13 protein-coding genes are annotated in these 12,529 nt (G+C 66.3%); 9 read left to right on the top strand and 4 right to left on the bottom strand.

The features are described from left to right. Positions 1–62: 62 nt before the first annotated feature. Entirely contained in the window at positions 63–224 is a 162-nt protein-coding gene (locus ACQ1RG_RS10385) for a hypothetical protein (RefSeq protein ID WP_162909073.1), read from the bottom strand. Positions 225–310: 86 nt separating this feature from the next. On the opposite strand from ACQ1RG_RS10385, the gene ACQ1RG_RS10380 reads away from it, so the two are divergent. Both ACQ1RG_RS10380 and rraA read left to right on the top strand, forming a co-directional pair. Then, on the top strand, positions 311–721 hold the full coding sequence (locus tag ACQ1RG_RS10380) for a VOC family protein (protein ID WP_063250576.1): 411 nt from the start codon (positions 311–313) through the stop codon (positions 719–721). Beyond that, a complete protein-coding gene (rraA, locus tag ACQ1RG_RS10375; RefSeq protein WP_063250575.1) occupies positions 693–1,202 on the top strand; it encodes a ribonuclease E activity regulator RraA in 510 nt (169 codons plus the stop codon). The genes ACQ1RG_RS10380 and rraA overlap by 29 nt, the downstream gene beginning before the upstream one ends. Positions 1,203–1,236: 34 nt before the next feature. Here rraA and ACQ1RG_RS10370 read toward each other — a convergent pair whose 3' ends face one another. Continuing rightward, the gene (locus tag ACQ1RG_RS10370; protein WP_095375661.1) at positions 1,237–3,027 is read right to left on the bottom strand and encodes a GmrSD restriction endonuclease domain-containing protein; all 1,791 of its coding nucleotides are present in this window, start codon (positions 3,025–3,027) and stop codon (positions 1,237–1,239) included. Between the two features lie 789 nt (positions 3,028–3,816). On the opposite strand from ACQ1RG_RS10370, the gene ACQ1RG_RS10365 reads away from it, so the two are divergent. From ACQ1RG_RS10365 to ACQ1RG_RS10335, 7 genes are all read left to right on the top strand, one after another. After that, positions 3,817–5,127: an enolase C-terminal domain-like protein gene (locus ACQ1RG_RS10365; protein ID WP_063250239.1), complete on the top strand. Its 1,311-nt coding sequence runs from the start codon at positions 3,817–3,819 to the stop codon at positions 5,125–5,127. Between the two features lie 63 nt (positions 5,128–5,190). Further along, a complete protein-coding gene (locus ACQ1RG_RS10360; protein ID WP_131248386.1) occupies positions 5,191–6,579 on the top strand; it encodes a sugar porter family MFS transporter in 1,389 nt (462 codons plus the stop codon). A 26-nt stretch (positions 6,580–6,605) separates the two neighbouring features. Next, positions 6,606–7,022 (top strand): RbsD/FucU family protein, encoded by a 417-nt coding sequence (locus ACQ1RG_RS10355; protein WP_131248387.1) that lies wholly within the window; start codon positions 6,606–6,608, stop codon positions 7,020–7,022. Continuing rightward, complete coding sequence (locus ACQ1RG_RS10350; RefSeq protein WP_131248388.1) at positions 7,019–7,912, top strand: amidohydrolase family protein; 894 nt, start codon at positions 7,019–7,021, stop codon at positions 7,910–7,912. Before ACQ1RG_RS10355 ends, ACQ1RG_RS10350 begins: the two co-directional genes overlap by 4 nt. After that, positions 7,909–8,901, top strand: a complete 993-nt coding sequence (locus tag ACQ1RG_RS10345; RefSeq protein ID WP_131248389.1) for an aldo/keto reductase — start codon at positions 7,909–7,911, stop codon at positions 8,899–8,901. Before ACQ1RG_RS10350 ends, ACQ1RG_RS10345 begins: the two co-directional genes overlap by 4 nt. A 63-nt stretch (positions 8,902–8,964) precedes the next feature. After that, complete coding sequence (locus ACQ1RG_RS10340; RefSeq protein WP_131248390.1) at positions 8,965–9,846, top strand: fumarylacetoacetate hydrolase family protein; 882 nt, start codon at positions 8,965–8,967, stop codon at positions 9,844–9,846. Positions 9,847–9,914: 68 nt separating this feature from the next. Beyond that, positions 9,915–10,676 (top strand): SDR family NAD(P)-dependent oxidoreductase, encoded by a 762-nt coding sequence (locus tag ACQ1RG_RS10335; RefSeq protein ID WP_197907841.1) that lies wholly within the window; start codon positions 9,915–9,917, stop codon positions 10,674–10,676. Positions 10,677–10,686: 10 nt separating this feature from the next. Here the strand turns inward: ACQ1RG_RS10335 and ACQ1RG_RS10330 are convergent, their stop codons facing one another. Together ACQ1RG_RS10330 and ACQ1RG_RS10325 are read right to left on the bottom strand one after the other, a co-directional pair. Continuing rightward, positions 10,687–11,394, bottom strand: a complete 708-nt coding sequence (locus ACQ1RG_RS10330; RefSeq protein ID WP_101624516.1) for a FadR/GntR family transcriptional regulator — start codon at positions 11,392–11,394, stop codon at positions 10,687–10,689. Between the two features lie 100 nt (positions 11,395–11,494). Beyond that, entirely contained in the window at positions 11,495–12,463 is a 969-nt protein-coding gene (locus ACQ1RG_RS10325) for an ABC transporter substrate-binding protein (protein ID WP_101624515.1), read from the bottom strand. Between the last annotated feature and the right edge of the window lie 66 nt (positions 12,464–12,529).

The following is a 12,529-nucleotide window of genomic DNA, read 5'->3' as shown; positions in this document are numbered from 1 at the left end:
CGCAGAGATGGGATGAGGGCGCGCGGGCGCGTCGATCCACCCCGAGAGGGCGGATCCGCGTGTCAGCGGCGCGGCGGCGGGCAGCCGGCGATCTCACCGTGGGCGTTCGTCCCCCAGGAACTCATCCACCCGTTCGTGCCGTTCGACAGAGTCGTCATGAGCTTCGACTTCGGGAAAACGGCGTCGCGGACGGACTGCCGGAGGGTCGAAACGGAAGAAGGCACCCCTCTACTCTATCGACAACGCCGGGACCTGGGCCAATCACGCCGGGCCCCTGTGAGGGGGTTCGGTCCCGTGCTACGGTGCTGGCATGAGACCCGCTGCCGTCGTCGTCTGCCTGCCCGCCGCCGACCTCGATCGCTCTCTGCGCTTCTACCGGGAGTGCTTCGACCTCGAGCCTTCCGACGCCGACGACATCATCGTCGCTTTCGAACTCCCCCACCTCTCCCTCTTCCTCATCGCCGAGGCGGAGTACCGCACCTACCTCGACCGTGCGGGTGTCGGCACCGCGGCCGTCCCCGCTCCCGGTGCGGTCATCGTCTCGTGCGCGATCACCTCCCCCGGCGAGGTCGATGACGTCGCCCAGCGGGCGGCAGCCGCCGGAGGTCGCGCCGACCCGCCGGTCGACCTCGACGGCTCGCACACCGCCTACATCCACGATCCCGACGATCACGTCTGGGAGCTCGTGAGCAATGAGCAGACCGCCCGCGCCGCCGAATGACTGTGGAGGACATGTGACCGTCTCGACCGCCGACCTTTGGGACGAACGAGGTCCCGAACTCCATTCCATCGCGCTCAACTTCATCGACTTCGGAGACAAGGTCGCGTTCTCGGGGCCGGCCCGCACCGTCCGCTGCTTCGAGGACAACGCGCTGGTGAAGTCGGTCCTCTCGGGCCCGGGCGACGGCTCCGTCCTCATCGTCGACGGCGGCGGATCGATCGCAACCGCGCTCATGGGCGACATGATCGCCGAACTCGCCCTGGGCAACGGGTGGGTCGGCGTCGTCATCAACGGCGCCGTCCGCGACCGCGAGGTCCTCGCCACCCTCGACCTCGGCGTCAAGGCCCTGGCGAGCAATCCGCGCAAGAGCGGGAAGACCGGCGACGGAGAGCAGGACATCGTCGTCGAGTTCGGCGGGGCGACGATCCGTCCCGGAGCGATGGTCTTCGCCGATGCCGACGGAGTCGTCGTCGAACGCTGACGAGATCGGACGCTCGGCGTCGCAACTCACATTGTCAAAGTGAAAAGTAGTAGTCGCGAATATACTCGGCCATCGTGGCTCTGCGATTGGCCAGGAACTCCTGGTAGTTCGCAGCAGTCGTCTCCTCGAGTGTCAGCGGGACCGCATTCTCAGCGAAACTCTTTTGCAATTCCTCCAGCGAATTGATCTCGCCGAGCGACAGTTTTCCATCCTCGATCTGTGTTCGAACGCGTCCAAGATAGGCGGCGGGCACACTGTCTTTGATTCCAATGTTGATCGGCGTCTCGGTCAATGCGAAGTTCGCGATCTGGTTGTACTGCGTACGGTCCGTAACGCCAGACTTCATCAGGTAGTTCTTCGGAACGAGATGGTGAATGTCCCCGGACTCCTCCATCATCTGCCCCACGGTGATGTGCTTCGACAGGAACCCCTTAGCCTGTTTGTGCACCTGCGCGGCGAGGAAGACCGAGAAATACGGACTCCTTATGCTCGTAGTGTTCATACTGGACGGGAGTTCGATCTCCCAGAAGCCGTCGGTGAGCTGTCCGCGCTCGATCTGATCGAGATAGTTGGCGACGCCCAGTTCGCCGATTCGACGCATGTCGACCTCGAATTGCGTCTCGAAAGATCCTGACGCGCGCCCTGTCAACATTGACATGACAAACCATCGACGAACCACGCTCTTGATCTCACCGTCTGTCATCTGCTTCTCGGCGCGCAACCGGATGAACAGCGCATACGCGAAGTTGAGCGCGTTCTTAGAGGTGATCATCTTCGCCTGAGTGAAACCTGCCGATTTTACGGTGAGGACAAACTGCTGGAAATTGTACTGATTGACGATCTCCAGCAGAGCGTTTTCCAAAGTCTCGAATGACTGCACGGCGAGCTCTTCGCTGAAGGACCGAGTTTCGAAATCCCGGCCGGACAGCAGACTGACGAGCGAAGCCATCCTTCCTCTGCCGAAGCCTCGCAAACCGGCGATTCGAATGACGTCCGTGTACTCAGGGTCGTACAGATCGGAGGTGTCATTCCTCAGCCAAGCGATTCGTTCCATCAATCCGGAATCAGCGAACGCTTTGTCATTCGCCGAAATGTCATCGTACGCCTGCGGGTGACGCGCCATATGGCAGAAATAGTCGATGAGCTTGCGGAGGTTCGAGCCGTACATTCCGTGGCTTGAGATCTTGCTCATCGCGAAATCGGCACTGGAAAGGGTAACGCCTTTCGAGTTGATGCGTATGAAAATCTCGGTGACCGTGTTGATGTCGAGATCGTCAGCGAGTGTGATGATGCCGACCTGAGCATTCTGAATTCCAGCAAGCCGCTCAAAAGCGTCCTCGACTGCGTTGGCATCTGCCTCCGGGTTGGCTTCGAGATACGAACTGATCGACCGGAATGTCGATCGGCTGTTCATAAACTCGGAGATATCCGATATCCAGGCTGGGTCACGGTCAAGGAACGGAGTCAGTGTCTCAAACTTCTCCTCTTGCGGATTGAAGGCGATCTGTATCCGCTTCTTGGCGTAGTTTTTGTCGACGACCTCGGCACCGACCAGAGCAGCAGTCATAGCAGTGATTCGCTGTTGACCGTCGATGAGGATCTGCTTGAAGCCGGAAGTGGAACCGTCTTTGAGCCCGACGTCCTGACTCTGCCACGTGATGAGGTAACCGACAGGATAGCCCTTGTACAGGGAATCGAGAAGATCGCGCACCTTCGTCGAAGACCAGACGAACGGCCGTTGCATCTCGGGGATCGCGATCTGGCCACTGCGGACCCACGAGAGCAATGTCTGGACCTGGTCCTGCCTCACTGAATACTTGGACACCTCAGACTCCTTGCAATTGCACTCAACGTCCTGTTCAGAACCTCAATGTACACTCAGATCGACTCGTCGACTGGCCAACGCGATAGACAAGTTCGCAGTCATTCTGAACGGATTGATGGGCCAGCCGCGAGGCGGCGAACGCACGTGAAATCAGGACCCTTCGCGACTACGTATCGAATCCCATCCACATCGGCAGGCGAAGGCAGCGAGACATGCGCCGAACCCCATAACTGCGAAATGGCCCAAGAGTTCTCGTCTGCCCTCCATGCACCTCAAAGATTGTGCAATTTTCTACTCGCTGAACGGGCAATGAGAACACCGGTTCAGGTCCATCTGTCTGCGAGATGCAACACCAGGGGCAGGGAGGTTGACCCATGGCGAACTGGATCGTCGGACTTCGCCATCGTCCGCACACAACGGAGGCGGCGTCCCAGAAACACCAGCCCTCCGAGGTCGACTGGAGCATGGCTTCGATCGCCCGCTCGGCCACGGGGCTGGCCTCAGACCCGCAGATTGCCACGAGTCTCCATCGCCGCTTCGAGGTCCCGCTCGACGCCATCAATGGTGATCGGCCCCTCAGACACCAAACGGTCGCGCGCAGACATCCGATCACTCGTCACTGCAGTCACTGCCCACTCCCCTGCTCATTGGCCGCAACCACACCATCCTCACCCTTGACCACTTAAACATCCTATGTTTAAACTCGGGTTGATGAGCGTGACCGAGTATCTGGACGATCGCCCCGTTCAGACATCCGATCACAACACCGCAGTTGTGTGAAAGGACGCAATGTCTACCATCTCCTCGATCGACGTCGTCGACCTCCGATTCCCCACTTCGGCGAGCCTCGACGGCTCCGATGCGATGAATCCGGACCCCGACTACTCCGCGGCCTACCTCATCGTCTCCACCGACTCAGCCGACGGCCATGAGGGACACGGGTTCGTCTTCACGATCGGGCGCGGCAACGACATCGAGACCGAAGCCGTGCGCGTCATCGCCGAGACCCTCATCGGACGCGAGGTCGAACCGATCCTCGAGGACATGGGCGGCTTCTGGCGCGAACTCGTCCACGACTCGCAGCTGCGCTGGCTCGGACCTGAGAAGGGCGTGAGCCATATGGCCATCGGCGCCGTCGTCAACGCCCTCTGGGACCTCAAGGCGAAGCGGGCGGGCCTGCCGCTGTGGGAGCTGCTCGCCGCCATGAGCCCGGCAGAGATCCTCGACCTCATCGACTTCCGCTACCTCTCGGACTTCATGACCAGGGACGACGCGCTCGCGATCCTCGAACGCGCAGAACCCGGTCGGGCCGAGCGGATCGCCGAGCTCCGCGAGACCGGATACATGGCGTACACGACGACACCCGGGTGGCTCGGCTACTCCGACGAGAAGCTCGCGCGGCTGTGCCGGGAGGCCATCGCTGAGGGCTTCGACCAGATCAAGCTCAAGGTCGGAGCCAACCGGGACGACGACATCCGCCGCCTCGGCATCGCCCGGGAGATCTGCGGGCCTGACTTCCCCATCGCCGTCGATGCCAACCAGCACTGGGACGCCGCCGAGGCGGTCGACTGGATCGACGACCTCGCTCCTTTCGGTCTCCGCTGGGTCGAGGAGCCGACCTCGCCGGACGACATCCTCGCCCATGCCCACATCCAGAAGCACATCGCCCCGACCCCCGTCGCCACGGGTGAGCACTGCCAGAACCGGATCGTCTTCAAGCAGATGCTCCAGGCCGACGCACTGCGGGTCATGCAGATCGACGCCACCCGGGTCGCCGGGGTGAACGAGAACATCACCAACCTCCTCCTCGCCGCTCACGCCGAGGTCCCCGTCTGCCCGCACGCCGGGGGCGTGGGGCTGTGCGAACTCGTCCAGCACCTCTCGATGTTCGACTTCGTCGCCGTCTCCGCGACCATGGACGACCGCTGCATCGAGTTCGTCGACCACCTCCACGAGCACTTCCTCACCCCCGTCGACGTCCACGACGGGCGCTACTGGCCGCCCACGGCACCCGGCGCCGGTGCCGAGATCCACCGGCGGACGCTCTCCGACTACGCGTTCCCCGGCGGTCCTGTGTGGCACGCACGCGAGATCGCCTGAGCGCAGCCCGCGTCCCGGCGCACAGACTCCGAGCACCGAAACCGAACAATGAGGATCGACGACGTGACCGACCGCACCACCACCGACACCCCGCTCACCCGCAGCCACGACAGTGAGCCGATCCCCCGCCGGATCATCCTCATCGCCGTCCTCGCCGGCTTCTCCGGTCTCCTCTACGGCTACGACTCGGGCGCGATCTCGGGCGCCCTGCCGCTGCTCATCGACCAGATGGGCCTCGACGCCGGCGAGCAGGGGCTCATCACCTCCCTTCTCCTCTGGGGCGCCCTGCCCTCGATCATCGGGGCCACGCTCGCCGCCCGCCGCTTCGACCGCCGCCACCTCCTCATCGTCGCCGCCGTCATCTTCTTCGTCGGCTCGCTCGCCTGCGCCTTCGCACCGACACCCGCGGTCCTCGGGGCCGCCCGCTTCTTCCTCGGCCTCGGCGTCGGGATCGCCAACATGTTCGGCCTCATCTACCTCTCCGAACTCTCCCCCACTCGCATCCGCGGACTGCTCACCGGGCTCTACCAGCTCGCCGTGAACTTCGGCATCCTCGCCGCCTACATCGTCGGCGATGCCTTCCAGACATCGGGTCTGTGGCAGTGGATCCTCGGCGTCGGAGCGATCCCCGCCGTCGTCTTCTTCGGCGGCATGGTCCTCTCCCCCGCCAGTCCGCGCTGGCTCATCACCCGCGGACGCGACGCCGACGCGCTCAGGGTGCTCGGCGCCCTGCGCGGAACCGAGGAGATCGCCCGCCTCGAGTTCACCGACATCAAAGACAGCCTCGCCCAGCAGGAGGCCGGACTGCGCGGACTGACGACCTCGGCCCGCCGCCCCATGATCGTCCTGCTCGTCCTCACGTTCTTCCAGGTCTTCACCGGCATCAACGCCGTCGTCTACTATGCCCCGATCATCTTCGCCCAGTCGGGCATGGGCGATCGCGCCGGAAGCTACGCGAACTACGGCGTCGGCATCGCCCTCGTCGTCTCCACGGCCATCGCCCTGCCGATCATCGACCGGCTCGGCCGCGTCCGCCTGCTCGCGATCTCCATGCTCGGGCAGACCGTGGCGATGATCGCCCTCTGGCTCCTGCCCGACGCCGGCTGGGTGTCCATCGCCGCCGTCTTCGCCTACACATTCGCCTTCGGCATCGGCATGGGGCCGGTTTTCTGGCTCCTCGTCCCCGAGGTCCTCCCCCTGTCCGTGCGCGCCATCGGCACCGGCGTCATCACCTTCACCCAGTACCTCTTCAACGCAACGTTCGCCTGGGCCTTCCCCGTCGCCCTCGACGCGATCGGTCCGCTCGTCTTCCTCGTCTTCGCGCTGCTCTCGGCCGCCGCCCTGTGGTTCGTCCTCACCCGCGTCCCCGAGACGTCGGGGCGCTCCCTCGAGGAGATCGAAGCATACTGGAGGACGAGAGGGGCATCCGCCTCGGCGACCGACCAGGACTGACCCCGCACCGACGCAGAGGAGAGCCCATGCTCACCACCCCGATCACCCACCCCGAACTCCTCGCCGCCCTCGCCCGGTGCGGTCACGGGACGACGATCCTCCTCGCCGACGGCAACTATCCCCACCTCACCGGCGCAGCTGAGGGCGCCACCCGGATCGCCCTCAACGTCGCCCCCGGTCTCCTCACCGTCGACCAGATCCTCGCCCCGCTGGCACAGATGATCCCGATCGAAGCGTGCGCGTTCATGCTCACCGCCGAGGCCGGCACCGCTCCCGCCGTGGTCGGCTATACGGTGATCCTGCCGGACGTGCCCTTCACCGGGCACGAGCGCTTCGCGTTCTACGACCTCGCCCGCAGCCGGGACCTCGGCCTCGTCATCGCGACCGGGGACCAGCGCCAATACGCGAACCTCCTCCTCACGGTCGGAGTCGTCGTGCCATGACAGAGCTCATCGACTCCCATCTCCACCTCTGGGACCGCGACCGCTTCACCTACCCGTGGATGGCCGGCCTGCCGGACCTGCCGCGCACCTCCCGGCCCGGCGAGCTCGAAACGGCGGCGACCGGGGCGATCGTCATCGAAGCCGGCGCCGCCCGTGATGAGGCCTTCGCCGAGGTGGAATGGCTGACCCGGATCGCCGCCGGGCCCCCGCTCATCCGCGGCATCGTCGCCGCCGTCGACTGCACTGATCCGGGCCTCGCCGAGGCGGTCGACCGGCTCCGCTCCCACCCCCTCGTCGTCGGGGTGAGGGACAATTTCGAGGGTCGGGCCACAGGCGACCTCGCCGTCGGAGCCTCGGAGACCGCCGACACGCTGCTCGCCGGAACCCTGACCGCCCTCGACGCGGGGCTGAGCATCGACCTCTGCGTGCGCGCAGAACAGCTGAGCGAACTCGAGACATTCGTCTCCGCGATCGTCAGCGCCCGCGGCTCGGCCGACCGGGTCGTCATCGACCACCTCGGCAAGCCCCTGCCCGCCGATCCGGACTTCGCGCATGACGGATGGGCAGCGGCGATGGCTTCGCTCGCCCTGCACCCCGGCCTCCACGTGAAGTTCTCCGGACTCCCCGGTCAGGTGCCCGGGCGGGTGAGCGGCGAGGCCGCGAACGCCCTCGCCGCACGTTATGCGGCCGACACTCTCGCGGCCTTCGGCCCGGCCCGGACGATGTACGGCTCGGACCACCCCGTCTCGACGACCGGCCACGGTCTCGGACTGCCCGTGTGGGAGGAGGCTGCGACCTCCGCGCTGCGCACCGTCCTCGACGAGGCGGACCTCGCCGCCGTCCTGGGCGGGACCGCCGCCGACTTCTATCTCTCAAGGAGGAGCGAATGACTCTGAGGAACTCCGTCGTGCAGCGCCTGCACGACATGCGCACGCTCGGATTCGGAGGCGCCCCGATCGGAAACCTCTACCGGCAGATCGACGACGAGACCGCCCATTCAGCGATCGAGGAAGCCTGGTCACTGGGAATCCGGTACTACGACACCGCACCCCACTACGGTCTCGGGCTGAGCGAGCGTCGCCTCGGCGAGGTGCTGCGGACCAAGCCCCGTGAGGAGTACCTCGTCTCGACGAAGGTCGGTCGGCTCGTCCGCCCCGCGGAGGACCCGCAGGAGTGGGACGACGAGGGCTTCGCCGTGCCCGGCGACCAGGCCCGTGTGCGCGACTACTCCCCGGACGGCATCCGCCGCTCCCTCGAGGAGTCCCTCGAGAGGCTGGGCCTCGACCGCATCGACATCGTCTACATCCACGACCCCGACGACCACTGGACCGAGGCGATCGACGGGGCCGTGCCCGAACTCGCACGCCTGCGCGACGAGGGGATCATCGGCGCGTGGGGTGCCGGGATGAACCAGGCGGAGATGCTCACCCGCTTCGTCACCGAGACCGACATCGACGTCGTCATGCAGGCGGGCCGGTACACGCTCCTCGAACAGGGAGGTCGCGAGGACCTCATCCCGGCGTGCGCCTCCCGCGGGGTCGGTATCGTCAACGTCGGCGTCTTCAACTCCGGGATCCTCGCCAACGCCGACCCGGGCAGGAAGGCGAAGTACAACTACGAGGACGCACCCCGAGAGGTCCTCGACAAGGCCGAGGCGCTCGCAGCATTGGCCGCGGAGTGCGGGACGACGCTGCCGGCGGCAGCCGTCCAATTCAGCCTCCGGGACCCCGCGATCACCAACGTCACCCTCGGCATGCGCACACCTGACCAGGTCAGACGCAATGTCGAACTCGCCGCCCACCCCGTACCCGAGGACTTCTGGGCCCGCGCGGTCGCCGCGGGACTCCTCACCGCCGACCCTGCGACGCTGGGCCCGTGAGGCCCCGCGACCACCGACCGCCCATCCACTCGACCCGACCCTGACAGCACAGAGGAGTTGCGAATGAGACTCATGAGAATCGGCGACCGCGATGCCGAGACCCCCGTCGTCGACGTCGACGGCCGACACTTCGACCTCAGCGCCGTCGTCACCGACATCGACCCGACGTTCTGGGCGGACGGCCCTGCCCGGATCGCCGCGGCGCTCGAGGCCGGCACCCTGCCGGAGATCGACATCAGCGGGCAGCGCATCGGCGCACCGATCGCCCGGCCTTCGGCCGTCATCTGCATCGGCCAGAACTACGCCGCGCACGCCGCCGAATCCGGTGCCGCGGCACCGACCCAGCCGATCATCTTCCTCAAGACCCCGAACACGATCACCGGACCCTACGATCCGATCGGCATCCCGCCGCGTGCGACGACGTTCGACTGGGAGGTCGAGCTCGGCGTCGTCATCGGTGCCCGGGCCGCCTACCTCGAGAGCCCGGAGGCCGCCGCCGAGGTCATCGGCGGCTACCTCGTCGCCAACGACCTCTCCGAACGCGACTACCAGACGGTGCATTCGGGAGGGCAGTGGTCGAAGGGCAAGGTCGTCAAGGACTCGATGCCGCTGGGACCCTGCCTCGTCACCGCCGACGCGATCGACCCGCACCGGCTCCGGCTCGCCAGCTGGGTCAACGGGGAACCCCGGCAGGACTCGAACACCTCTGACATGATCTTCCCCGTCGAGGACATCGTCTGGCGGCTGAGCCAGTACATGCAGCTCGAGCCCGGCGACGTCATCTCCACCGGGACCCCGCAGGGCGTCGCCCTCTCCGGCCGCTTCCCCTACCTCGAACCCGGGGATGTCTCCGAGGTCGAGATCGAGGGACTCGGTCGACAGCGGCAGGCCTACTTCCGGGTCGACGCTCCCGCCGGGACCGGCGCCGACCTCCTCCTCGACTGACCGGCCGACGTCCATCGGCCTGTGACGTCGACCTCCACCATCCGACTCCAGAGAGAAAGCTGCACAGCATGAGCACCATATCGGAATTCGCCGGTCTCACCGCCCTCGTCACCGGTGGCGCATCGGGCATCGGCAGGGCCGTGACCGAGCTCCTTCTCGACGGCGGGGCGAACGTCGCCGTCCTCGACCTCAACCCCGCAGGCGCTCCGGACGGCGCACTCGGGCTCGCCTGCGACGTCTCCGACCGTGCCTCCGTCGCGGCCGCCGTCGAGGCGGCGGCCGCGGAGTTCGGCGGCATCGACATCGTCGTCAACAACGCGGGGATCGGGGCACAGGGGCAGGTCGATGCCAACGACGATGCCGAATGGGAGCGTGTGCTCAGCGTCAACGTCGTCTCCGTCGCCCGGGTCACCGCCGCCGCCCTGCCCTACCTGCGCCGCTCGGAGCACGCAGCGATCGTCAACACCTCGTCGGTCGCCGCCACTGCGGGACTGCCCGACCGTGTCCTCTACTCGGCGAGCAAGGGAGCGATCTACTCGATGACGCTGGCCATGGCCGCCGACCACGTCCGTGAGGGCATCCGCGTCAACGCCGTGTGCCCGGGCACCGCGAACACCCCGTGGGTGATGACCGGGCTGATGGCCAGGGCCGAGGACCCCGAGGCGGAGCTGCGGGCGCTCAACGCCCGCCAGCCGCACGGTCGCCTCGTCGAACCCGAGGAGGTGGCGCGCACGATCGTCTTCCTCGCCAGTCCCCTCCAGGGATCGACGACGGGCACGGCCGTCGCCGTCGACGGTGGCATGCAGGGACTGCGTCTGCGTCCCGAATGAGACGGCTTCCTCAGGCTTCGGCGATGTCGTCGAGATCCTCCTCGGTGACGACATCGACGTGGTCGACCCAGCGCTGGACGCCGGAGACGTGAAGGATCATGATCGACTGGGCCAGCCTGGCGTCCCCGGCGGCGAGCGCATCGATGATGAGCCGATGCTCCTCGAGCGTGCGCTCGACGGCTCCGGCCTCGGTCATCCCCCGCCACGTCCTGGCCCGGGTCGTCTTCATCGACACGGCCTCGAGCATCGCCGCCAGGTAGGCGTTGCCCGAATGCTTCGCGATCGTCGAATGGAACTCGAAGTCGTGGGCGACGAGGGACTCGACCGAGGCGGGATCCGTGTCGCTGATCGTCTGCCGCAGCTGAGCGAGACCCTCCTCGTCGATCCGCTCGGCCGCCCGATACGCGGTCTCGGCCTCGAAGATCCGACGGACCTCGAGGATCTCCTTGAGCGACCCGGAGGCGTGGACGTCGACGAGGAAGGACACCGCCTCGGTGAGGTCTTCGGCCGAGAGCGAGGTGACGTAGGTGCCCGATCCCCGGCGGACGTCGAGGACGTTGATGAAGTCGAGGGCCTTGACCGCCTCGCGCAGCGAGTTCCGTGACAGGCCGAGGCGTTCAGCGAGCTCGGCCTCCGGCGGCAGTCGGTCGCCGGGCCGAAGCTCGCCGGAGACGATGAGGTCCTTGATCTTGTCGAGCGCGTCGTCCGTCAGTGCCATGGCCCCAACCTAGTACACGACCGCCTCGGCGGAGACGACCGCACCCCGGCGAGGTGGGAGTCCGTCCTCGCCGAGGCGGTCGCGCCGTCCTCCGAGCGGATCATTCGTAGAGCAGCTCGGCGATCTTCGGGTCCCCGATGTTCGACTTGTCGTACCAGTAGAAGCTCGTCGGGATCTCCTTCTCGAGCTCTTTGCCGTCGATGGCGTCGACGGCGGCCTGGACGGTCTTTCCGCCGATGTCGAGCGGGCTCTGCGTCACCGCTCCGAGCATCGAGCCGTCCTTGATCGCATCGATCTGCGCCTTGCCGGAGTCGAATCCGACGACGGTGACATCGGTGTTCCCGAGCTCCTTGACGCCCTGGACGACGCCGATCGCCGCGCCTTCGTTCGTGCCGTAGAGGCCGGCGAGGTCCTTGTTCGACTGGAGCATCGCCTTCGTCGCATCCGCGGACTTCGCCTGGTCGCCGTCGGCGTTCTGCTCCGCGACGATCTCGATGCCCGGTTCGTTGGCCTCGAGGTACTCGACGAAGCCGTCGCGCCGGTCGACACCGGTCTGCGCGGTCTCCGAATGGGTGACGATGCCGACCTTGCCCTTCCCGTCGAGGGCTTCGGCGAGCTTCTTCGCATCCTCGGCCGCGGCCGCCTTGTTGTCGGTGGCGACCGTGGTGAGCGGGATGTCGCTGTCGACGCCGGAGTCGAAGGCGATGACGGGGATGTCACTCGACTGCGCCTGCTGGAGCAGAGGGATGACGGCCTTGCTGTCGAGCGCGGCGATGGCGACGGCGTCGGGCTGCTTGTCGAGGGCTCCCTGCAGCTGGGTGACCTGCTGTTCGACGTCGGTCTCGCTGTCGGGGCCCTCGAAGGTCACGGTCACCCCGAGCTCCTTCGCCTTCTCCTCGGCGCCCTTCTTCACGGTCTGCCAGAACTGGTGCTGGTAGCCCTTGGAGATGATCGCGATGGTCCGTTCGCCCTCACCTCCCCCACCTGATCCGCCCGACCCGCAGCCGGTGGCGATGAGCGCTGCGGCAGAGAGAGCCGCGAGCGAGGTGAGCAGCTTGCTGGTCCTCATGGTGTTCTCCTTCGAATGATGAGGCGGTGTGTGGGTGCCGTGGTGGAACGTGATGGGACGGTGGGC

The organism is Brevibacterium sp. K72 (assembly GCF_050562175.1).
In the GTDB taxonomy this organism is placed as follows: Bacteria; Actinomycetota; Actinomycetes; order Actinomycetales; family Brevibacteriaceae; genus Brevibacterium; species Brevibacterium casei.
Note: the sequence above shows the minus strand (reverse complement) of the source record. Positions and strands in the feature narration are given on the sequence as shown.